We start from the raw sequence: 21,874 nt of genomic DNA on the forward strand, positions 1-21,874 counted from the left end.
CTTAATTATACAGCAAATAGATCATTTGAATAACTTATCAATCTGTTCTCGGTCATAGTCTAAAATCCAATCATTTAGTTCTTTATAAAGTGAATGTAAATCTTCTTTGTTTGAGGTGATAACATCACAGCCTCGATCATCATACAGGTGGTAAATTATTTTCTTTGTAACATTGACAAAATAAATGTCAATACCAGCGTGGTAGAACCCTTTTAAAATTTGGGATGGATGTTGAAAATCCTCATAACTAATAGCAGTTAACAGCGGTTTATAACGAATGTCGCTCTTTTGACAGGACAGAGCAAATCGGTGCGTGACCATTTCTTCATAATCTTCACCGTCTTCAACTTCTAAGAAAACACTTGGTAACACCCTATGTTGCAGTTTTCGCCTTAATTCCTTGTCTTTTATATATTTTTGATAGACCTTTGTTGGTCTCTTTTGTAAAAAGGTATCGTGCTTCTCACAATGAATGTCAGTGACCAGTAACATTTCATCGGTATCATGAAAAACTTTATTGAATATACCATTAATTCTTTCTTCGATTTGCTGAAGATTGTGTACCCAGGGTTTAGAAATTTCAAAACGGATACCGTATTCCCATAAATAAAACAGGGGCGGTCTTAAGGGTAAATTACCAAAATGCTCTTTCATGAATTGGGATAGAATATTTATCATATTGCTCCTTCAAATCATCTATGGCCAATAATTGTATTTAAGGTAATAGAGGTTAGCGGCTTTTATAAATTGTAAAATTATCCATATGTATTTCGGAAATACCATTTGTAAATGGGGAATTGCCTAAAAGTACAACGAAAAAAATTTGATTTGCTTTATTATTATTTTATTTATAATAAAGAAGAAATACAAATAAAAAGCTATGATTATTTTGTGGAGAAGGACGAAAAGGTATTGGGAAAGCAGCATAGACAACTATTTTGATGTTTAAAACACTGCGTACCAAGTTTGGGTCAACAGATGTTGCTTAGATTCATGAAATAAGAACAATCTTGTTCCCCTCGATGGTGAGGGAAATGATTTTTTTATCAAATATGTGAGGATGTTTTGAATAGAAGGGTTAGAAATGTCTTATCACGATAGAGATTGTTAAACGATAGGGTTTCCACCATATAAGGCTTTAACTATTATGAACGTGAATAAAGGGAGAGATTAGGTTGAAACGTGAAAAGTGTCCTTGTTGTGGCTTTCCAACAATCGAAGAACGTAGAATATTTGAAATATGCGAACTTTGTAATTGGGAAGATGATGGACAGGATGACCCAAATGCGGATGAAGTGTGGGGAGGTCAAATGGTGATTATTCCCTTACAGAAGCAAGAAAAAATTTTAAAGAACACCTCATTATGTATTGAGATAGTAGAAATACAGAAGAACAAACCGATAAAGAGGTTGAAGTAAAAAAGTCTTTAATAAGTATGTTTGTTGAATTAGATAAATGCAAACCTGACTTTACAGGAAGATAAAATCATACGAAATTAATGGATATTTCTAGTTAGAAATATTATCTAAAAAGTGGGTGTCATGTTGGACAATATGATCGATTTAGTATCTTTACTAAGAATGAAAAAAGTAAGAGTGATAGAAATCCCTAAGTGGGGGACATATCTACGAAAGCAATGGGAAGATAACTTTGTCAATCATCTTAGTGATCAAGAAAAGAATTCTATTAATCTTTATGATGAAGATGGTTTGTGTGGCTACCTGTGGCATGTATTTAGTTATGAAAGAAGAAAGCATTTAAAGGAGAGACAAGCTGATATAGCTTTTAACGAACAATCAAAACAATCTTGCTATGTTTTTTATCAGCATACCGATGATGCTTTGATCCTTGAAAATGCTTCACCTTTAACAGCCGAGGACTTTGGAAATGAAGAAGATGTTTACGTAGTAGATAAGGAGTTTAATTGGACTTATGTAAAAACTCATGAAACAGGTTACTGCGGTCCATATTTCAGTCGAAAATTGGATTGATTAGCAGGTCAATCGTGATGACATTGATAGTAAAATTAACGAATATGATCACCAAGTTCTTTGTTAACAGAAACGTATGAAAAAGTACTTGAATACCATAGCTCGTACTTCTTAGACCTTCCAGCTATTTTTGCCGAATTCACTGCTTTGACCAACTTACCCATAATGAAGATATAGAGGTAGATCATGTCATTGATACCAACACCGATTAAATGAAGTGGGCAACTCTGCTCACTTTGATGATAGAGGAGAGGAAATAGATTGAAGGTTATATTTTCGATATTAACCATTTTTTGTGTTGCCATTACTATGGTAGCTTGTCAAACACAACAAGCAGAAACAATGGTTCTTCTAGATGAAAAAATCTCACAAATTAAAATTTCAAAGTCTAATGGAACAGGAGAAATGAATGAGGAAATGCTTTTATCCATTAGAGATAAGGAATCCTTAGATGTTTTTGAAAAGGCGATAACGACCGCTGTTAAGCAATCAGGTAAGGTTGATAAATCTAAACCTGATTACGATGTAGTGGTGGAATACGAAGGAGATGAAGGGGGACTGCCTCCACATGGAATTCATTTATGGTTAGGACAAGAAAATGAGAAGAGTACGTTTATGTATATTACCGATGATTCAATTTATCTTACATCTCCACAAATGACAAAGGAGTTAAGAAGATTGATACTTTCGGAATGATTCTCATTTACCGAAACAGGAAATAATGTGTAAGATATCATATTGACAGACTTCTGCTACAAATAAATGAGAATTTGCAGAAACCATTCCCTTATTTGTGTATGGTACTTCCATAATGAAAGAGAAGGGATGCTAGACTAAAAAATAGACACAGATTGTTATCATAAAGATATTCACTATAATGGAGTGTGTCTGTTTGGCACAAGGTAGACGGTACAAAGAGGAATTTGAAATTAAAACCGTAAAGTATATTAAGCCGGTAGCCCAAGTATTGATGTACACCACAAATACGGTTGAAAAAGTGACTAAAAAAGGAGCATATCCCCATGAGAATACCCCCTTCTAAATACGGGCAAAAGAACTTGAAAACAAATGGGAAGGTTGCCGTTTAATTCATGACAACATGAAGCAGCGTGGGTTGAAATATTTAGAATAACTTACACACTTTTTTTGACAAACCCTATTTAGGCCCATTTCTTAGTGTTCCCACCCAAACATCCCCGACATTTACCTTATAAAGTGTGTCATTATGATAGTTCTCAGTTTTATAAGATTTATTTATAATTCCACGTACTTCATTTTCTGTCATAAAGCCTAAATCGATATCTTCTTTTAAATACTCAGCCCAATACATATCGGCATCAATACATGCTTTCCATTCAAAAAGAGTTAATTTATCTTTTATTGATTTGTATTTATGAAAAGGAAAACGCTTTTTAGTTGTGTTTGGATCAAAGACACTATCGTAATAACTAAGACAATTCTTGTATGAAACAACAATTTGGGAACTTATAAAATCTGGTTCATATAACCAAATTTTTAGATAAAAATCTTCATCTTCTTTAACCATTTGTTTATACCAATTTAAATATACATTTATCATTTCAATTAATAATAGACGATTATACCAAGTTGGAGGATTTGTACGAACTAGTGCATAAAATGGATGAATCCATAACTTTGCGTAATCCCTTTGGTTCTCTCGAATATAATCCATATCTAATTCGATTACATTGTGTTTCCACCTTGCTATCTTTCTTTTATGGCGTTTCCATCCGCGAATTTTCTTTTTTTTAGAGTGATAAAATTCTTTCACTGGTACACGTCCTTTTATTGATTCAATATTTTTGTTCCCCCGTCAAATTAGTATACTAAAATACGGGAAAAATTAGAGCAATGAGGCAAAGAATAAGGCTTCTATAAGTTTTCATGTATAATGTGACATGATCTTAAAGGTTAAAGAGAGCAAGAAAAGGGCATAGTTGAAAAAATCCTTACCGCCTCCCAGTTAAATTATCTGAAGGGTCATTTTCACGTAGAATTTCGATCTACAGTTACTACTCACTGAATGGAGATTTCAAATGAACAAAACCAAAACTGATAGATTATGGAGTGATCTTCAAGCCAAATTCGGAGTATCTCTTGATGATGATAATCTAGCTAAAGTAAGGGCAATTTTCCATCCAAGAACCATGAAGAAAAATGATTTCTTCATCAGAGAGGGTGAGAAATCAACTGAAATAGGATTGATCATGAAAGGGGCATTCCGCTCATTCTATATTAATGAACAGGGTCATGATATGACGAAATATTTCTATGTAGAGGGGGATCTGATTCTTTCATATTTAGCTTATATATCGCAGAAAAAATCGGCATATTCTATACAGGCGCTTGAGAATAGTGAGATTTTTGTGGCTTCAATTCATGATTGGGAGAAGATTGTTGATGAAAATTATCAATTGCTATCATTTTATAAGAGGATGGTTGATACTGTCCTTGTGATGAAGGAGGAGCATGCAACCAGTTTTAAATTATGGAACAGTACGGAACGATACAATAATTTTTGCGCTTCTTATCCGGAACTAAATCAACGAATAAAACAATGTCATCTGGCATCATATTTAGGAATCACTCCAGTATCACTTAGCAGAATAAGAACAAAACAGAATCTTAACAAATGATAATGAGACGAACCTCTATGTGATATATAATAAATCACATTCTATCCATGGGGGTTTTTTTAGTGAAAAATCAAACAGTTGTACTTATTACTGGATGTTCGAGTGGTATTGGCAAGGAGCTTTGTGAGATTTTATATGACCAAGGATACACGGTTGTAGCAACAGCAAGAAATATAGAGACAATAAAGACTCTGAAAGCTTCCTTGAAATTATCGTTGGATGTAACCAAAAGAGAATTCATTACAGGAGCTGTCCGCGAAGTATTATCAAGATATCGGAAAATTGATGTTCTTGTGAATAATGCAGGTTATTCGGTGAGGGGAGCTTTAGAGGAGGTTGATGTTTCTGATGTGAAAACGATGTATGATGTGAATGTATTTGGGATGATCCAGATGATTCAAACAGTTGTACCAATTATGCGCAATCAGCAGTCTGGCAAGATCATCAACATTGGTTCAATCTCAGGGCAGTTTGCACAGGCAATTAACGGTGCTTATTGCTCATCAAAATTTGCAGTTGAAGCATTGAATGAGGCGCTACGACTGGAATTGTACCAATATCATATCCAATCAACAGTGATCGAACCTGGGGCTATCAAAACAAATTTTTTTAAAACACTTGCCCAAAATTCGGCTGACCTTATGTCAAATCTAAACTCCCCCTATGCTAGACACTATGAATCAGATACTAGACAACGAAGTACCCAGAAAAGGGCTGAAGCGAAAGAAGTAGCACGGATCATTGCAAAGATTATGGCTAAAAGCCGGTTGAAGGTCCGGTACAAGGTAGCGGTTCCGCTAAAGTTTCGCTTAGTTGCAGCACTTCCAGATTCACTGAAGGAGAAGCTGTTAAGAAGACGTTAACAAACTCGACACCTTAACCCTGAGTACTACATAACGAAGAATTGTGACCGGTAATGAAGGTAGTTATTTGATAATTTGTACTTTATCGTTTCCACTGAGAATCTACCACTATGGAGATTCTGGCTTCAAACAGCATTCTCAAGCTAATGAAGAGATTCCAATTTCATGTTCAGGATGATATACCCATACAAAAAAGCACTTGATTACCAGTGCTTTTTTTGTAGATAGTATTTATGCTATTCTCCAAACAAACCACAAAAACATCAAATAGAAAATACTAGTTCAATGGGTCCGTTTTTGACTGTTTTTTAGAGACTCTTCCTTTCATTATTTACCCCCATTACCTTTTGTAACTTTTTTTTCTTTTTTTAATACTTACTCGTCTTCATTGGTCAAGCTATAATCATAAATGTAAGCGCATAACATGAGGAGGTGATAAACACGATGTTTAGTAGGCGAATGGTCAATATTGTTAATTATTTATCTAAGTGTAAAAAAACGAGTTATAAAGACATAGCAAATACCCTAGACATAAAAGAAAGACATGTTAGATATGATATTTATCGAATAAATGATGAGTTAATGTCACACAATTATCCTCCCATAGAAAAAAGATCAAAAGGAATTCTAATTTTCCCAGATCAAATTGATTTGTCGGTTTTTTCAGGAGTTGATGATTATCTTTTTGTTCAAGAAGATAGAGTATCTATCATTAGACTTACTTTGTTATTAAATAGTAGTTTGTTAAATTTAAATCAATTAGCGAATGAATTACAAGTTTCTCGATCGACTATAAAAAATGATTTAAATGTAATAGAAGATGAATTTGATTCTTATCATATTAAAATTACTTATTCACAAGGGTTTATCCTGGAGGGGGAAATCGAAAACTTTCTATTGTTGCTTTATAGAGAGTTTAAAAGGTATTGTTGTTTATTCTTTGATGACACCGTTGTATACACGTCATTTGAGTTGAAAATTAAAAATATTATTCGGCAATCCTTCAATCATATTGATTTAGATCACATCATTCACATCGTAATAAGTGATTTATCAAGCAGAGAAAAAGTGTTATCAGATCATTCATTTGAATGGTATTTATCAAATATATTGATTACAATCTGGTCGACTATTTATCAAAAAGAAAATGTGATTCATTTTAGTGATTTCGAACTAGTTGAAAGTTTAGATTGTAAGGAACTGATTAGTAAGTTAGAAAAAGAATGCCAAATACAATTTTCTAACAAGCAAAAGGAGTTTATTTCACGGTTACTGAATTACACTAGTTACCATGTCAATGAAAGTGAAGAAGATGTGATGCAGGCTGAAGCGATCACTTTTCAACTGATTGATGAGATGAGCGAGAAGATGGATCTTGATTTCAAATCAGATGAGATTCTCATTAGAGGTTTAACAAATCATATTGCGCCATTAATCAGAAGAATAGGAAATAATCTTGATATTCATGAAAATATTATGCCGATGCTATCGTCAAGTGATATTGAAATTTATGAAATCGTCAGTCAGGTGATTTCAAATGTTGATATCCTGAAAAAATTAAGAAATCAGTCAGAAATCACTTATTTAACGATCCATTTTATCGCTAGCATTAGACGGATAAGAGAGGAAGCACCAAAACGAGTTCTGTTAGTATGCGGTTTTGGTTATGGGACAACAACCATGTTGAAAGAGTCCCTCATAAACGAATTCCAATTACAGGTTACTGAAGTATTGCCTTTATATCGGTTATCAAATTATCAACAATGGGATCATGTCGATTTGGTGATCACAACAACTGAACTTGATAAAATGCCGATTAAAAAACCAATTGTGGTCGTTACGCCTATCCTTACAGATCAAGATATAAGGAACATTATTGAAGCAGGCATACCTAGAAAAAAAGTTTTGACTCATTATTTTTCAATTAATAGAAACTTAGAATTTTTAAATGATCAGAACCGTTTACAAGTGTTGCAAGTCATTAGAAATCAGTTTGGTTATCCTTTAACAAATAAAAAAAGCAGAATTGAAAATTTCTCAGACATGTTATCTGACGAAAGAATCTCTATTATTGACGGATGCGATTCATGGGTTCAAACGGTTAGGCTTTGTACGGATTTGTTAGCGGAATATGGTTATGTTGATGAAGAATATGGTGAAGAAATCATTGCTAGTATTAATAAGTTAGGCTACTACTCTATCTCAGATGATCATTTTGCTTTGTTACATGGAAAGCCAGGTGCCTATGTAAAAAGAAGTGGGATGAGCCTTATTCTTAGTAAGAAACCGATAAGATTTGGAGAAAAACAGGTAAATATTATGATTTGTTTAGCTAGCAAAGATAACTCTGAACACATTCCTGCCTTAATTTCATTAGTTCGAATGGTGAAAGAATATAACTTGATGACACAAATTAAAACAGCAAAGTCTTCTCATGAAATAATGGAAATCATAAAACATAAAGAGAAAGAGAGTTTAAAAAATGGCTGAAATTCTTAGTAAACAATGCATCATTTTAAATATTGATGGAAGTGACAAAAATGAGGTAATTAAGAAATTGGTTGATAAGTTAAGTGATGCAGGCAGTATTAAAGACAGAGCTGCATTTCTTAAAGATGTCTATGATAGAGAAATGATCCATCCGACATATATTGGCTATCATATTGGAATGCCTCATGGAAGGACAGAGAATGTAATAAGAACTGCTATTTGTTATGGAAGATTGTCACAACCGATACAATGGGGCCATGATCATGATGAAAAAGTAAACACTGTCGTTTTAATTGCTGCTCCAAAAGAAGATAACGATGGACATTTAAAAATCATCTCCCAATTAGCTAGAAATTTAATGCATGAAGATTTTAGAAATAAATTACTGGAATCAAATGAAGATGAAGTATATACAACGATAAATTCAGTTATTGCATTCGACGCATAATCAATTTCACTCTTTGTATGTCTCCAAGAAGAATACTGATGAAAAAAAGGAGAGTAGAAGATGAAAAAACAATTAAGTCAAGTAAAAAAGCATCTGTTAACTGGAACATCTCATATGATTCCATTTATTGTTGCTGGAGGTATTTTATTCTCAATTTCTGTCATGTTAAATAGTACGCCTTCAACACCAACAGATGGATGGTTAGCAGGTCTTGCACAAATTGGATTAGGTGGTTTGACACTTTTTATTCCGATTTTAGGTGGGTATATAGCTTATTCAATTGCTGATAAACCTGGCTTGGCTCCGGGGGTAATTGGTGCATATCTCGCTAGCCAAGTAGGTGCTGGGTTTTTAGGCGGGATTTTGGCCGGTTTTTTGGCGGGGATCATTGTATTTCAATTAAAGAAAATTAAATTACCAATTGCATTGAAATCATTAGGTTCTATTTTTCTTTATCCATTGGTCGGGACATTTTTAACAGGGGCTATTATTGTCTGGGTAATAGGTGCTCCAATTGAATCTGTGATGAAAGGCTTAACAAATTGGTTAAATAATATGGGTGAAACAGGAAAATTGCCTTTAGGTGCTATATTAGGTGGAATGACAGCTTTTGATATGGGAGGACCTATCAACAAAGTAGCTACTTTATTTGCACAAACTCAAGTAGACAAAGTTCCATGGCTAATGGGTGGTGTTGGGGTAGCGATCTGTGTTCCGCCAATTGGTATGGGGATTGCTACATTCTTGAGTCCTAAAAAATATAATACTGAGGAAAAAGAAGCTGGTAAAGCAGCTATTCTTATGGGATGCGTAGGTATTACAGAAGGCGCTATTCCGTTTGCAGCAAATGATCCATTGCGAGTCATTCCATCAATTGTTTTAGGTGGTATTGTAGGCAATATTGTTCCTTTTTTAATGGGTGTCGTGAATCATGCTCCTTGGGGAGGAATTATTGTATTGCCAGTTGTTGAAGGGAAGTTCGGTTATATTTTAGGCATCATTGCAGGAGCTTTAACAACAGCTCTAGTTGTTAATCTCCTTAAGAAGAAAAACCATGATGAAGTGACTAAAGATGATAATCATGAAGAATTTGAACTGGATCTAGTAAACATTTAAGAGGAGGAAATAGCAATGAAAATTGTTGGAGTTACAGCATGTCCATCAGGAGTAGCGCACACTTATATGGCTGCAGAGGCATTGAAACTAGCTGGAGAAAAATATGATGTTAAGGTTTTAATTGAAACACAAGGAGGATCTGGTACAGAGAATCCATTAGATCCAACAGATATTGCAGAGGCTGATTGTGTCATCATTAGCAACGATATTGATATTAAAGGGATCGAAAGGTTTAAAGGAAAGCCTTGTTTGAAAAAAGGTGTGTCAGTTTTAATCAAACAATCTGATCAAATTATAAAAGCATTGAAGGATAAATTTGAATAGGTTCATTTTTGGGAGCAAAGCAACAATCTTTACTGAGTTTGTTGCTTTGCTCCTCTTTTATGTGAAAACATGATTATCGATACCGCTATCAGCTTTAGTTTTGAACAAAAAATAAGAAACAAGCGGTTATATTCGTCAATAACCACTAAGGAATTTGAATCTAGTTCTGGTATATACAGATTCTTGTGGTAGGAGTCACTTGGTCTGTTCTCCTTATTATGTTATATTTCCCTATTGACAGTCCAGCAGTTTTGTTACAAGGTAATCATATAGCAATGATAGGAGGGTTTCTAGGTGCAATTGGTTGACGAATATATTGCCAGCTTGACAGGTCCAAAAAAAGAGTGGATCGAACAGTTTGTAGGATTTTTCAGAGAAATATTCCCCAATCTCGAGGAAACATTTGATCATAAAATGCCAACATATAAGGGTGACGGTTTTTATATCGCATTTGCTGCACAAAAAAACTATTTTTCTTTTTACACGGATGACAAGCGGGTATTACCATTGATCAAAGATTTAATCCCTCCAGCATTTATGGGAAAAAGCTGTGCAAGAATCAAATACAGTCATGAATATGCTATAGAAGAATTGATGGATGTTTGCAAGGAGATTGTTGATTATCATAACAGAAAGCGATCCTCTGTCATTACTGATATGACAGGTTTGAAAAAGTGGTCATCAATACCTTCTAAAACACAGCAGATGCTGTTAAGTAACGTATTTTGCTCAACATGCGGTGTAACGACAATGGTCAATTACAGTGTTCAGAATGATCGGCTTGGCTTAGTTTTAAAAGGAAAATGTTCAACATGCGGCGGCAATGTAGCGAGATTCATTGAGAATGAATGACCGGGCATATGAATGAGCAATTTAAGGAGGTCCCATGAAAAAACTTTGCATCATTCCTTGCGGTGCCAAAAAGATTTGGGATGTTGACCCGATGCGAGGTCCTTCAGCTGCCATAGATGTTTATCTTAGTCCATTTCACCAAGCATGTCGGACATATGCACAAACTTTTTTTAACGATTGGGTGATCCTATCAGCAAAACACGGCTTTTTAAAGGAGCAAGATATTGTTCCAGAAAATTACGATGTCACCTTTGGGATGCGCCATCCTGAGATCATGCCTTTGGACAAGCTAGAAGCACAGACTAAACAGAAACAGTTGCTGAAATATGATAAAATTGTGATGCTTGGCGGGAAAAAATACCGTCCTGTTATGAAGAGTGTGTTTGGCAGTGAACAGATGATCATTTATCCGTTAGCAGGATATCGAGGAATCGGTTATATGCTACAGGCACTTAACCGAGCTGTGGCTGAAGGGCGAGAGATTGAAGGAGCTGTCTGAAAAGAGCAGTAAAAATATTGCCGGATTAGCGTAGTTAAATGTAAAGAGGGCTTCCAATCGTCAAAAAATTTGACTTTTTGGACAGGCTCTTTTTTTGAGAAATTCAGATACCCATTGTTTATCAAGTTTGAGTATTTTGATGAAGGCTATTTGTCAGTCTCTACAACACTTTTCGATATAATATCCGTCTAAGCATCACTTTCAGCCAGTTTCCCTTGTGCAACTTTTCAAAGGACTCATTTAAATGTTCCAGCACTCCTTTTCTTGTAATGGGAGGCCTGGCTTCTTAACAGTCCATTCTTCAAATAGTTGAGAAAATGCGGGCGAAAATTATCATCATAAATTCCTTTTTTTCTGTTCAATTTCCTGACTTGCGCTGCGAATGTTATTTATATTAATAAACCAGAAAAAGCTTACTAACATGTAGTAAATACCTATAATAGACAAATTATCAGTGATGTTTTCCCAAATAGGCTTTGATAAATAGAAATGCCCCCAAAGAAAAAATGCAATAAAAAAAACAAAGGGCATAACAATATGAACCATTAAATATAAAAGTTTATCAAGCTTCATTATTTAATAGGCCCCCTTTACTAATCATAAGCTTTCTTAAAGATGCCCTCATCGTCTCCCTTCAACTGATGCTGTAACAGCGACTTAAGGCATCAACTATACAATCTCCCAATAGGAAGAGGTTCAAACCAAACTCATTTGTGGATTTTGCAGCAAACTCATCTTTATTTTTTAAAAGATCAAATATTACTTATTTCCATCCTTCCATTAGAAACTGGAGTTACTTTGATAACTGTTTAACTTTTTTTCTCCTGATGTTTAAATCAGTGTCTGAGTTTGCAAAAGTAAGCAAAAAAATAACGAAATCCTCAATTTTTTTACCATTTCTGTGCATCACTCCCACAATGGTATTCTACAAACAACTTAACATGTGATAATCGGAATGTAAACTGTCCTTTGCTGGTGTAGAAGACAGGCTTCTTCAGTACTCATTATTGATCTGATGAATGCTAAAAAAGAATGAAACCTCAAATAGAAAGTTTTATATTCTATATGAAAGATAAAAAGTGCTATTTATAATTTGAAATAAAAGTAAATTTAAATTTATAGCACGACTTCTGATTACTCTAAAACAAAAGATGTAACTTGAGTTTTCCAGTTAAATATAGAAGATTTTATCAATGAAAATTAGTGATAAAATGATCCTTTTGAAAGGTATATTTGAGATATATTCGACTCTGGGTGGTATATCCGTTAAAGAACTTTTTTACGTGGGTAGGAGCAAGGAACGAACTCAGAGGAGGTTCATGGATCGCCCGCGGAAAGCAAGCAAATTCCCCGATTTTCATTTATACGGACTACTTTCAGAATAGCCTTTTTTTGTGATTATTTTCTATGATTTTATCCACGGATCTGAGCAACATAGTCCGACGAAAGCCTATATAATAAAACTGTCCATTTTTTTCTACTCGATCAGTGTAACAAATTCATAGTTTATGGTACTAATAAATGAATAAAAAATCTCAGTATACTCATCCAATGTCAAAGTCGGGTGAGGGAGGGACATGATGAAACTTGAGGAAATCTATAAAGAAATACAGCCTGATATCTATGCATTTTTTTACGTAAAAACCATGAATCAAGAAGAAACAGAGGATTTGACACAAGAGGTTTTTTATCAGGCAATCAAAAGCTTTAACACATTTTCAGGCAAAGCGACAGTCAAAACCTGGCTGTTTTCAATTGCTAAAAACATTCTAAAAAAGCATTATCGGTCTAAACGATATAAAGCAAATTTGTTAACGCTTATACCAAAAATAAACGCAGAAGATTTGTCACCTGAAGAACAATTTTTAAAGGCTGAAGAACAACAGCAACTATTTAGTGAAATGAATTGCCTTGATGAGCTTTCAAAAGAAATTGTAACACTTCGCATTTATGGTGAATTGTCATTCAATGAAATTGGTGTTCTCATTGGCAAGACAGAAAACTATGCCAGAGTCGCGTTTCATAGGGCAAAGCTCAAGCTGCATAAACAGATGGAGGGATATTATGGAGGATAAAGTTCGCTATATTATTGAAGATTTGCTTCCTTTATATCATGAAGGGCTATTAAGTGAAGAGACTTCTCGATGGATTGAGGAGCAGGCGGAAAAACATGAAGAATATCGAAAACTAGTGGAGATGTCAAATACCCCTCTTCCAAAAAAAGAGATTGTACCCCCTGTTGATCAGGAAAAAATGTTTAAAAAAATCAATCGCAAACTTTCGTTTTATCAAATTATTTTTGTAGCGATTTCCTTTTTTATTGCAATGAAAACGTCACTCCTAAATGATAGCTTTGGTTTTATTTTATGGTATCCGGTGCTGGGGCTTCTGATCTATTTATTCTATCGCGATATCAAAAGTGTGTTGTTGCTTTCGTTTGTTCCAATATTGCTGTGGTCGTTTATGGACAACTTGGAGTATTTCATTAAAGAAGAAGGGGTTGAACACTTGTCTGTTGCTGTCGTTGGAGCATTTTTTTACAGTGTTATGCACTGTATATTCTCAATAATCGGTAGCTTTATCGGTTGGTTATCAATAAAATTCAAAAAAAAGAAGCTATATGGTGTGTTGATCGTTGTCCTGTCTCTATTGATCCTGTATTTTTATAATGCTTATAATGGCAATCCGATTAGTCAGAAGTTAGCGGAGAAAGCGTTGGAACAATATTTGGCTGAGCAGTATCCTAAGAAAAACTTGCGAATTGAAGAAGGCTTGTACGATTTTAAATTTGGTGAATACTCATTTAATGTGATAGACCTTGAAGATGAGAAGAGAAAAGAGCCCTATATTATGACTGTTAGAGGGTTTTTTATACCTGAAGTGAGTTTTGACGATATTCGGTCTGCACATTTAGATGAACCGTTGATGAAACGATTAAATAAACAAGCCGCGAAAGACCTTAAAACAGTTTTAGCTGAAAAGGTAAACAAACTGAAATCTGTTGAAGTCAACATGGAAATTGTAAAAGGACAACTGAAAGATGATGTAAAATGGAGCAAGCGGCTGAAGACAGATAAACCGATGGGTATTGATATTGTCCTTGATGCTACAAAACGTGATGAAAAAGATATCTATGATGCGGCAAAAACCATTCAACGCTTGTTACATGATGAAGGATATGATTATGAATATGTTATGATCAATGCCAACATATTTGAAGGAGAAGACATCGAAGATAAACATACTGGCTATGTGAAATATCATTTAGGTTTTGATAGAGAAACAGATTTACAGGTCGATGACGTTGAAAGGATCGAATAAGATAGAGTAAGTCTATAGAAGCACATATAACCCCTTCAATAGCCTCTTGTCTGGATGTTTATTCCAATTTATGATTGTACATAACATCCAATATAGGAGGCGTTTGTGTGAAAAATGTGTTAATTGTAAACTTTCCTGCAGAAGGACATGTCAATCCTACACTAGGAATCACTAAAGCTTTTGCTGATAGGGGAGACCATGTTCATTATATTTCAACAGAAAAGTATCAAGAGCGCTTAGAAGGTGTCGGTGCAACTGTTCACTTGCATGAGGATTTATTGAGACATGCTGATATTGATGTGGCTTCTCTATCAGGTCTTCTTTCATTTCTAAAAATTCATTTGCAAACATCTTTACAAATTTTAGAAATAGCAAAAGAGTTATCAAAAACGATTCAGTTTGATGTCATCTATTATGACAAATTTGGTGTGGGAGAGTTAGTTAGAGATTATTTAGGAATTACAGGGATCACATCATCATCTTCATTTCTATTTACGGAGGACCGGTTAAAGAAACTGCCTCTGCATCCGAATTCAGATGCGCCACTGCAATTGGATCATGAATGTAAAGAATTATTGAAAGTGATAAAAGAGCAGTATGGTGTCACGCCGCGTGATATGTCTCAGTTTATGAACAATCAAGCAGAGCGATGTGTTGTGTACACGAGTCGATATTTTCAGCCTGACAGTGACCAGTTTGGTGATGAAAATTTGTTTATCGGACCAAGTTTTCCAAACCGATTGGAGAAACACGATTTTCCGCTTGAAAAATTAAAAAATCAAAATGTCATTTATATTTCAATGGGGACGGTATTAAGCAAAACAGAAGAGTTTTTCAATTTATGCATTGATGCCTTTTCTGACTTTGCCGGTATTGTTGTAATCGCTGTAGGAGAAAAATTTGATATGACAACTCTAAAGAAGATTCCCGATCATTTCATGATGGCGTCATATGTTCCGCAATTAGATGTGTTGAAAGAAGCGGATGTGTTTGTGACTCATGGAGGAATGAACAGTGTGAATGAAAGCATTCATTTCCATGTTCCAATGGTGGTGCTTCCACATGATAAGGATCAGCCAATGGTTGCCCAAAGACTGGAAGAGTTAAAGGCGGGATATTCGATTTCTCAAGACAACATGAATGAACATACATTAAGGCAGGCTGTCAAGAAAGTGCTAGGTGATAAGCGATATGTTGAAGGGATTGAAAAAATTGCTGACAGCTTTCAAAACTGTACCAGCATGAAAGAAGCGCTAAATGAGATTGATCGACTGATAACTAGGAACAAAAATGTGAAAGTAAATCGTTAACTGCGGTTTACTTATTTTTTTGCATAAAAAAACGAAATGAAATCACGATAAGAGCCAAGAGGTTGAATTTTCTTCGTGACAAAAGTGTAAAGACAAGTGTAAACTAATAGTCATGTAAATCTGTAAAGAGGTGTTTTGAGTATGAAACAAAATCATCTGGTTTCAGAGCGAAAATTGCTTAGTATTGCCGGTCTAGGCTGGTTATTCGATGCAATGGACGTCGGTATATTATCATTCATTATAACGGCTTTACATGTTGAATGGAATTTGACATCGCAGGAAATGGGCTGGATTGGCAGTGTCAACTCGATCGGCATGGCTGTTGGGGCTTTTTTGTTTGGACTTTTGGCTGACCGTGTCGGCCGAAAATATGTCTTTATTATTACACTGTTATTTTTCTCAGTTGGCAGCGGTTTGTCAGCTTTGACATCATCATTAACGGTATTTTTAATTTTACGCTTTTTTGTTGGCATGGGTTTAGGAGGAGAGCTTCCTGTTGCATCAACACTTGTTTCTGAAACAGTCGAGCCAGAGCGGCGCGGTAGAGTTGTGGTATTGCTTGAAAGTTTCTGGGCATTCGGCTGGTTAGCAGCAGCACTTATCTCATATTTTATTATTCCAACCTACGGCTGGCAGGTTGCTTTGTTAATTACTGCTCTTCCGGCGTTTTATGCACTCTATTTACGAATGGCTTTACCGGATTCGCCAAAATACGAAGAAATGGCGAAACAAACAAAGCCATCTATGTTGGAAAACGTGAAAAGCGTCTGGTCTAAAGCATACACTCGTCCTACAGCAATGCTTTGGATTGTGTGGTTTTGTGTGGTTTTTTCCTATTACGGCATGTTTTTATGGCTTCCGCAAGTCATGGTCATGAAAGGATTCAGTATGATCAAAAGTTTTGAATATGTTTTGATCATGACACTTGCTCAGCTTCCTGGCTATTTCTCAGCTGCTTGGCTGATTGAAAAGGCCGGTCGGAAAATGGTTTTGACCCTCTATTTATTAGGGACTGCCATTAGTGCCTACTTTTTTGGAACAGCTGAGTCACTTCCGCTTTTGTTAACAGCAGGCATGTTTTTATCATTTTTCAATCTTGGCGCTTGGGGAGCACTCTATGCTTATACCCCTGAGCAATATCCGACAACAATTAGAGGAACAGGTTCTGGAATGGCTGCCGCATTTGGGAGAATCGGTGGGATTTTAGGTCCATTGCTTGTCGGATACCTAGTCAGTCAAAAAGTAACTTTGTCAATTATTTTCCTCATTTTTTGCTTGGCGATTTTAGTTGCTGTTGCCGCTGTTTTCTTCTTGGGAACGGAAACGAAACAAAAAGAACTTGCATAAAGGTCTGTGAGATGTTTGGGGCTGTCCAAAAAGTCGATTTTTGACTATTGGACGCCTTTTTTATGTTTAATCATTGTGCTCTTTTCGGGCAAACCCGATTTATTTTTTTACATCAAATGTAAAACGTTCGCATACGAGCATCATATCTTCAGAAAATTCATGTCCCAAATCTCTTAACGCTTTTGTAAAGAATTTTTCATGCGCTGTTTTCCAATATTGATAATCCCCTTCACCTTCTGCAATCGCAAAATCCTCTGGAACCTCATTCATTGGCATCAGCTTGACTTCTGTTGTTTTGATAATCGCTAAAGGCTCGTCTTTACCATTTAAGATCACACTATAATCTTCAACAGAGGGCAGTGGTTCATTTTCGATTTCATAAAAAATGTGTCCTGAACATGTAGCTGTTTTCACCCCATCTATTACTAATTGAGCTAGATGGTCTGGATTATCGCCAAATTGCCACGCACTGACTGAAGGTGGTTTTGGTCCTTTTTGAGTTTTCCAAAACTCGTCCCAATACAATTGTGCAGCTTGGTTCATATTTATCTCTCCTCTCTCGGAAAATCATTGTCCTTCATTTGCAAAAAAGGGTGTCCAGTCAGTAAGTTTACCTATTGGACACCTTTTTCATGGCTAACAAATACTGTTTATACCTGAAAAACGGAGTTTGTCCTTGTTTCACTTTTCGTACTCTTCAAACAGGGATTTAATCAACAAGCATCCCTTTGGCAACCTCTCTAGCTTTTTCTTTGCCGCTTAATAATTCAGCAAGTTTAAGAGCAAACGGAATCGTTGTTGCCGGACCTCGAGAGGTGATGATTTTTCCGTCTGTCACGACTTGATCTGTCACAATATTTGCTCCGGTCAGTTCTTTTTCAACGCCTGGATAGCAAGTTGCGTTTTTTCCGCTGACAAGACCTGTTTTTCCAAGTGTCATTGTTGCCGCACAAATTGCCGCAATATATTTATCAGTTGCTGCTGCCTCTTTCAATGTCTGGTGTAATGCATGATGTTCAAACATTTTTTGACTTGCCACAGCACCGCCAGGGAGAATTAGCATGTCTGCATCTTGGAAATCAGTATCATCATACATTTGATCTGCTTCAATGACAATGTCATGTCCACCTTTAATGCGGAGATCTGGATCAAGTGATACCGTCACTGTTTCCACTTCAGCTCTTCGCAAGATGTCAATCGTGGTAATGGCTTCAATTTCTTCAAAACCATCGATTAAAAAAACAATCGCTTTTTTCATGGATATCGTCCTCCTTTTATTATCCATTGTAAAGGTCATAAAGAATCTCTGGCAACCTTTTCGAGACAAAACGAGACACCAGTCTCATTTTGTCTCTATTTTAGTAAACAGTTTATGTAGTATCGCCTTTTACAACTGCTACCTAAAGATTGGCACACTTTTTGCATGATAAATGATGAGATCCAAAACAAGAGGAGGTTTACAAATATGCAACACGGATTGACAAAGGAAAAAGCGGTCTGGATGTATAGAAAGATGCTGGAGATTCGGGAATTTGAAGATCGGGTTCATCAGCTATTTGCCCAAGGGATTTTGCCTGGATTTGTTCATCTTTATGCTGGTGAGGAAGCAGTTGCGGTCGGTATATGTGCTCATTTGAATAATCAAGACAGTATAACAAGTACACATCGCGGCCATGGTCACTGTATTGCAAAAGGCTGTGATCTAAAGGGAATGATGGCGGAAATTTATGGCAAGACAACAGGGCTTTGTAAAGGTAAAGGCGGATCAATGCATATCGCTGATTTTGATAAAGGGATGCTTGGTGCAAATGGAATTGTCGGAGGCGGCTTTCCGCTAGCTTGTGGGGCTGCTTTAACAGCTAAATATAAAAAGACAAAAAATGTAAGCGTTTGCTTTTTCGGTGATGGTGCAAATAATCAAGGTACTTTTCATGAAGGAATCAATCTCGCCGCTATTTGGAAACTGCCTGTAATTTTTGTAGCTGAAAATAATGGCTATGGTGAAGCGACAACATTTTCCTATGCATCAAGCTGTAAGTCAATTGCTGACCGTGCTGCAAGTTATCAAATTCCTGGCATCCAGGTTGATGGCAAAGATGTGATGGCTGTTTATCAGGCGGCAGAACAGGCGATTGCCCGAGCAAAAAATGGGGAAGGACCGACATTAATTGAATGTATGACATATCGGAATTATGGTCACTTTGAAGGAGATGCACAGCGTTACAAACCAAATGAAGAAAGGATCGAGCATCAAGAAGAGAAAGATGCGATTGTTGCTTTCAGAACTGACCTGTTGAACAAACAAGTCCTGACTGAAAAAGAGTTGACAGAGATTGAAACAGCAGTGACTGCAGCGATAGATGAGGCGGTTGAGTTTAGTGAAAAAAGTCAATATCCAGACCAAGAAGAGTTATTAACAGATGTTTACGTATCTTATTAATCCATTCAAAAGGGGGAAGAAAAAATGACAAGACAGTTAAGCATGTCCAGCGCACTGAATGAAGCACTTAAACTGGCGATGAAAAAAGACGATCACGTCATTTTGATGGGGGAAGACGTTGCTGGCGGTGCGGATGTCGATCATCTCCATGATGATGAAGCATGGGGCGGTGTACTCGGAGTGACGAAAGGGCTTGTTCAGGAATTCGGGCGTGATCGTGTCCTTGATACACCGATCAGTGAAGCGGGATATATCGGTGCAGCAATAGCTGCGGCATCTACTGGGATACGCCCTGTAGCCGAATTGATGTTCAATGATTTTATCGGTTGCTGTTTAGATCAAGTGTTAAATCAGGGAGCAAAATTTCGCTACATGTTTGGGGGGAAAGCGGAAGTTCCGATTACAATTCGAACGACACACGGGGCGGGATTTAGAGCTGCAGCCCAGCATTCACAAAGTTTATACGCCCTTTTTACAAGTATTCCTGGATTAAAAGTGATTGTGCCGTCATCACCTTATGATGCCAAGGGGTTATTACTGGCAGCGATTGAAGATCAAGACCCAGTCATCTTTTTTGAGGATAAAACATTATACAACATGACAGGTGATGTTCCAGAAGATTATTATACACTGCCAATTGGCAAAGCCGATTTAAAACGAGCAGGATCTGATGTAACGATTTTTGCCGTTGGAAAACAAGTCCAGACAGCTTTGCAAGCAGCAGAACAACTATCTAAACAGGGAATTGAAGCGGAAGTAATTGATCCGCGGAGCTTGTCACCTCTTGATGAAGAGGCCATTTTAGCGTCAGTGGAGAAGACGAACCGCCTTGTAATTGTTGATGAGGCTAATCCGAGATGTGGAATCGCAGCAGATATTGCTGGATTAGTTGCTGATCAAGGTTTTGATACACTTGATGCACCAATCAAAAGGGTGACAGCCCCACATACACCTGTCCCTTTTTCACCTCAACTGGAAGACATCTATTTGCCGACTCCTGAAAAAGTGATCAACACTGTTTTGGAGTTACTGGGAAAAACATCACCTCAAGGGGTTTAAAAAAGAAAGGAGAGAGAGAAATGGCTGTTGAGGTTGTGATGCCAAAGTTAGGTATGTCAATGAAAGAAGGTACGGTTTCCGTCTGGAACAAGAAAGTCGGTGAAACTGTTGCAAAAGGAGAAAGTATTGCAAGCATTCATTCTGAGAAAATCGAAATGGAAATTGAAGCACCAGCAGAAGGAACTGTCATCGATATTAAAGTACCTGAAGGACAGGGAGTGCCGCCGGGGACCGTCATCTGTTCTATTGGTGCTGAAAATGAACAAGTGGCGGCTACAGATATGAAAGATCAACGGAAAGCAGAGCAACGGATTAAAATTTCTCCTGTGGCTCGCAAAATAGCTGAAGGTGCTCAGCTAGACATTGAGACATTGAAAGGAACGGGTCCAGGTGGAAGAATTACGAAAGCTGATGTCTTAAATGTACTGGGAGATCGCCCAGAAAGACAACCAGATCCAATAGAACATCAACAACAGCCTGTCAGTATGATGCGAAAAACAATTGCTTCGCGGATGACGGACAGCTTGCAAAACAGTGCACAATTAACGATCACAATGAAAGCTGATGTAACCAAATTAGCAGCTTTACAGGCTCAACTAAATGAAACTGTTAAAGCAAAATATGACATGAAACTGACGATGACCGATCTTGTTGCAAAAGCAGTGACGGTTTCATTGTTGAAGCACCCACAGATGAACAGTGTATATCAAGACGGCAGTCTAACGGTTTTTGATCATGTTCATTTAGGAATCGCAGCAGCATTGGAAGATGGTTTGGCTGTTCCTGTTATCCAACATGCCGACCGTCTCTCATTGCTCGAACTAGCAAAAAAAATCAAATATTATGGAAAAAAAGTGAAGGAAGGCAGGTTGCTTCCTGATGAGATTCAAGGTTCAACCTTCACGATCACCAATCTTGGCGCATATGGTGTGGAATATTTTACACCGATTTTAAACACCCCTGAAACTGGAATTCTTGGTGTTGGAGCCATGTATTCTACACCTGTTTATAAGGGGGAACAATTAATAAAAAGTAATATTCTTCCATTAAGTTTAACGTTTGATCACCGTGCACTGGATGGAGCTCCTGCAGCAGCATTTCTACGCAGTGTGAAAGAAGCTGTAGAAGACCCAGCAACGATTTTATTATAGAAAGAA

General features: G+C 36.6%; 23 protein-coding genes. 18 read left to right on the forward strand and 5 right to left on the reverse strand.

What is annotated here, in order from left to right:
* Positions 1 to 21: 21 nt before the first annotated feature.
* Positions 22 to 678, reverse strand: coding sequence for a DUF3885 domain-containing protein (locus HOO54_RS06325; protein ID WP_172293491.1), 657 nt, complete (start codon positions 676 to 678; stop codon positions 22 to 24).
* 497 nt (positions 679 to 1,175) lie between these two features.
* On the opposite strand from HOO54_RS06325, the gene HOO54_RS23835 reads away from it, so the two are divergent.
* The 3 genes from HOO54_RS23835 to HOO54_RS06340 all read left to right on the forward strand — a co-directional run bounded on the left by HOO54_RS23835 (position 1,176) and on the right by HOO54_RS06340 (position 2,687).
* Positions 1,176 to 1,418, forward strand: coding sequence for a CPCC family cysteine-rich protein (locus tag HOO54_RS23835; RefSeq protein WP_253907628.1), 243 nt, complete (start codon positions 1,176 to 1,178; stop codon positions 1,416 to 1,418).
* 138 nt (positions 1,419 to 1,556) lie between these two features.
* Positions 1,557 to 1,991, forward strand: a complete 435-nt coding sequence (locus HOO54_RS06335; RefSeq protein ID WP_172299403.1) for a DUF4275 family protein — start codon at positions 1,557 to 1,559, stop codon at positions 1,989 to 1,991.
* A gap of 261 nt (positions 1,992 to 2,252) precedes the next feature.
* Positions 2,253 to 2,687: a YhfM domain-containing protein gene (locus HOO54_RS06340; RefSeq protein WP_172293493.1), complete on the forward strand. Its 435-nt coding sequence runs from the start codon at positions 2,253 to 2,255 to the stop codon at positions 2,685 to 2,687.
* 460 nt (positions 2,688 to 3,147) lie between these two features.
* Here HOO54_RS06340 and HOO54_RS06345 read toward each other — a convergent pair whose 3' ends face one another.
* Positions 3,148 to 3,783: a hypothetical protein gene (locus HOO54_RS06345; protein ID WP_172293495.1), complete on the reverse strand. Its 636-nt coding sequence runs from the start codon at positions 3,781 to 3,783 to the stop codon at positions 3,148 to 3,150.
* Between the two features lie 265 nt (positions 3,784 to 4,048).
* Between HOO54_RS06345 and HOO54_RS06350 the strand changes: the two genes are divergently transcribed.
* The 8 genes from HOO54_RS06350 to HOO54_RS06385 all read left to right on the forward strand — a co-directional run bounded on the left by HOO54_RS06350 (position 4,049) and on the right by HOO54_RS06385 (position 11,240).
* Positions 4,049 to 4,648 (forward strand): Crp/Fnr family transcriptional regulator, encoded by a 600-nt coding sequence (locus HOO54_RS06350; RefSeq protein WP_172293497.1) that lies wholly within the window; start codon positions 4,049 to 4,051, stop codon positions 4,646 to 4,648.
* 62 nt (positions 4,649 to 4,710) lie between these two features.
* Complete coding sequence (locus HOO54_RS06355; protein ID WP_172293499.1) at positions 4,711 to 5,511, forward strand: SDR family oxidoreductase; 801 nt, start codon at positions 4,711 to 4,713, stop codon at positions 5,509 to 5,511.
* Between the two features lie 444 nt (positions 5,512 to 5,955).
* Entirely contained in the window at positions 5,956 to 8,001 is a 2,046-nt protein-coding gene (locus tag HOO54_RS06360; protein WP_172293501.1) for a BglG family transcription antiterminator, read from the forward strand.
* Positions 7,994 to 8,449: a PTS sugar transporter subunit IIA gene (locus HOO54_RS06365; protein ID WP_172293503.1), complete on the forward strand. Its 456-nt coding sequence runs from the start codon at positions 7,994 to 7,996 to the stop codon at positions 8,447 to 8,449. The genes HOO54_RS06360 and HOO54_RS06365 overlap by 8 nt, the downstream gene beginning before the upstream one ends.
* Before the next feature lie 60 nt (positions 8,450 to 8,509).
* A complete protein-coding gene (locus HOO54_RS06370) occupies positions 8,510 to 9,565 on the forward strand; it encodes a PTS fructose transporter subunit EIIC (RefSeq protein WP_172293505.1) in 1,056 nt (351 codons plus the stop codon).
* Between the two features lie 15 nt (positions 9,566 to 9,580).
* A complete protein-coding gene (locus HOO54_RS06375) occupies positions 9,581 to 9,889 on the forward strand; it encodes a PTS fructose transporter subunit IIB (protein WP_172293507.1) in 309 nt (102 codons plus the stop codon).
* A 294-nt stretch (positions 9,890 to 10,183) separates the two neighbouring features.
* Complete coding sequence (locus HOO54_RS06380) at positions 10,184 to 10,741, forward strand: iron chaperone (RefSeq protein WP_172293509.1); 558 nt, start codon at positions 10,184 to 10,186, stop codon at positions 10,739 to 10,741.
* A gap of 34 nt (positions 10,742 to 10,775) precedes the next feature.
* Positions 10,776 to 11,240 (forward strand): DUF6884 domain-containing protein, encoded by a 465-nt coding sequence (locus HOO54_RS06385; protein WP_172293511.1) that lies wholly within the window; start codon positions 10,776 to 10,778, stop codon positions 11,238 to 11,240.
* Positions 11,241 to 11,576: 336 nt separating this feature from the next.
* Here HOO54_RS06385 and HOO54_RS06390 read toward each other — a convergent pair whose 3' ends face one another.
* Entirely contained in the window at positions 11,577 to 11,813 is a 237-nt protein-coding gene (locus tag HOO54_RS06390; RefSeq protein ID WP_172293513.1) for a hypothetical protein, read from the reverse strand.
* A gap of 1,007 nt (positions 11,814 to 12,820) precedes the next feature.
* Here HOO54_RS06390 and HOO54_RS06395 point away from each other — a divergent pair.
* The 4 genes from HOO54_RS06395 (at position 12,821) to HOO54_RS06410 (ending at position 17,218) form a co-directional block, all read left to right on the forward strand.
* Positions 12,821 to 13,315: an RNA polymerase sigma factor gene (locus tag HOO54_RS06395; protein WP_172293515.1), complete on the forward strand. Its 495-nt coding sequence runs from the start codon at positions 12,821 to 12,823 to the stop codon at positions 13,313 to 13,315.
* Positions 13,305 to 14,561: a YfjL-like protein gene (locus HOO54_RS24145; RefSeq protein WP_253907630.1), complete on the forward strand. Its 1,257-nt coding sequence runs from the start codon at positions 13,305 to 13,307 to the stop codon at positions 14,559 to 14,561. Before HOO54_RS06395 ends, HOO54_RS24145 begins: the two co-directional genes overlap by 11 nt.
* A 107-nt stretch (positions 14,562 to 14,668) precedes the next feature.
* Positions 14,669 to 15,871, forward strand: a complete 1,203-nt coding sequence (locus tag HOO54_RS06405) for a macrolide family glycosyltransferase (RefSeq protein ID WP_172293517.1) — start codon at positions 14,669 to 14,671, stop codon at positions 15,869 to 15,871.
* A gap of 141 nt (positions 15,872 to 16,012) precedes the next feature.
* Complete coding sequence (locus HOO54_RS06410) at positions 16,013 to 17,218, forward strand: MFS transporter (RefSeq protein ID WP_172293519.1); 1,206 nt, start codon at positions 16,013 to 16,015, stop codon at positions 17,216 to 17,218.
* A 99-nt stretch (positions 17,219 to 17,317) separates the two neighbouring features.
* On the opposite strand, the gene HOO54_RS06415 is transcribed toward HOO54_RS06410, so the two are convergent.
* On the reverse strand, positions 17,318 to 17,761 hold the full coding sequence (locus tag HOO54_RS06415; protein WP_172293521.1) for an ASCH domain-containing protein: 444 nt from the start codon (positions 17,759 to 17,761) through the stop codon (positions 17,318 to 17,320).
* 166 nt (positions 17,762 to 17,927) lie between these two features.
* Positions 17,928 to 18,476 carry a DJ-1 family glyoxalase III gene (locus tag HOO54_RS06420; RefSeq protein WP_172293523.1) on the reverse strand — a complete coding sequence of 183 codons (549 nt, stop codon included), beginning with the start codon at positions 18,474 to 18,476 and terminating at the stop codon, positions 17,928 to 17,930.
* A gap of 207 nt (positions 18,477 to 18,683) precedes the next feature.
* Between HOO54_RS06420 and HOO54_RS06425 the strand changes: the two genes are divergently transcribed.
* From HOO54_RS06425 to HOO54_RS06435, 3 genes are read left to right on the forward strand one after another with little or no spacing between them, the layout of a single operon-like run.
* Complete coding sequence (locus HOO54_RS06425; protein WP_172293525.1) at positions 18,684 to 19,658, forward strand: thiamine pyrophosphate-dependent dehydrogenase E1 component subunit alpha; 975 nt, start codon at positions 18,684 to 18,686, stop codon at positions 19,656 to 19,658.
* Between the two features lie 24 nt (positions 19,659 to 19,682).
* The gene (locus tag HOO54_RS06430) at positions 19,683 to 20,717 is read left to right on the forward strand and encodes an alpha-ketoacid dehydrogenase subunit beta (RefSeq protein ID WP_172293527.1); all 1,035 of its coding nucleotides are present in this window, start codon (positions 19,683 to 19,685) and stop codon (positions 20,715 to 20,717) included.
* Positions 20,718 to 20,737: 20 nt separating this feature from the next.
* Complete coding sequence (locus tag HOO54_RS06435; RefSeq protein WP_172293529.1) at positions 20,738 to 21,868, forward strand: dihydrolipoamide acetyltransferase family protein; 1,131 nt, start codon at positions 20,738 to 20,740, stop codon at positions 21,866 to 21,868.
* Positions 21,869 to 21,874 lie beyond the last annotated feature (6 nt).

The sequence above is a fragment of the Bacillus sp. WMMC1349 genome, assembly GCF_013155385.1.
GTDB lineage: Bacteria > Bacillota > Bacilli > Bacillales > Bacillaceae > Bacillus.

Excerpts from the sequence above, each read along its gene's own strand:
- HOO54_RS06430 (WP_172293527.1), top strand. The coding sequence starts at position 19,683 with ATGACAAGACAGTTAAGCATGTCCAGCGCACTGAATGAAGCACTTAAA.
- HOO54_RS06410 (WP_172293519.1), top strand. The coding sequence starts at position 16,013 with ATGAAACAAAATCATCTGGTTTCAGAGCGAAAATTGCTTAGTATTGCC.
- HOO54_RS06325 (WP_172293491.1), bottom strand. The coding sequence starts at position 678 with ATGATAAATATTCTATCCCAATTCATGAAAGAGCATTTTGGTAATTTA.
- HOO54_RS06435 (WP_172293529.1), top strand. The coding sequence starts at position 20,738 with ATGGCTGTTGAGGTTGTGATGCCAAAGTTAGGTATGTCAATGAAAGAA.
- HOO54_RS06365 (WP_172293503.1), top strand. The coding sequence starts at position 7,994 with ATGGCTGAAATTCTTAGTAAACAATGCATCATTTTAAATATTGATGGA.
- HOO54_RS06375 (WP_172293507.1), top strand. The coding sequence starts at position 9,581 with ATGAAAATTGTTGGAGTTACAGCATGTCCATCAGGAGTAGCGCACACT.
- HOO54_RS06350 (WP_172293497.1), top strand. The coding sequence starts at position 4,049 with ATGAACAAAACCAAAACTGATAGATTATGGAGTGATCTTCAAGCCAAA.
- HOO54_RS24145 (WP_253907630.1), top strand. The coding sequence starts at position 13,305 with ATGGAGGATAAAGTTCGCTATATTATTGAAGATTTGCTTCCTTTATAT.
- HOO54_RS06395 (WP_172293515.1), top strand. The coding sequence starts at position 12,821 with ATGAAACTTGAGGAAATCTATAAAGAAATACAGCCTGATATCTATGCA.
- HOO54_RS06390 (WP_172293513.1), bottom strand. The coding sequence starts at position 11,813 with ATGAAGCTTGATAAACTTTTATATTTAATGGTTCATATTGTTATGCCC.
- HOO54_RS06415 (WP_172293521.1), bottom strand. The coding sequence starts at position 17,761 with ATGAACCAAGCTGCACAATTGTATTGGGACGAGTTTTGGAAAACTCAA.
- HOO54_RS06370 (WP_172293505.1), top strand. The coding sequence starts at position 8,510 with ATGAAAAAACAATTAAGTCAAGTAAAAAAGCATCTGTTAACTGGAACA.
- HOO54_RS06360 (WP_172293501.1), top strand. The coding sequence starts at position 5,956 with ATGTTTAGTAGGCGAATGGTCAATATTGTTAATTATTTATCTAAGTGT.
- HOO54_RS06425 (WP_172293525.1), top strand. The coding sequence starts at position 18,684 with ATGCAACACGGATTGACAAAGGAAAAAGCGGTCTGGATGTATAGAAAG.
- HOO54_RS06385 (WP_172293511.1), top strand. The coding sequence starts at position 10,776 with ATGAAAAAACTTTGCATCATTCCTTGCGGTGCCAAAAAGATTTGGGAT.
- HOO54_RS06420 (WP_172293523.1), bottom strand. The coding sequence starts at position 18,476 with ATGAAAAAAGCGATTGTTTTTTTAATCGATGGTTTTGAAGAAATTGAA.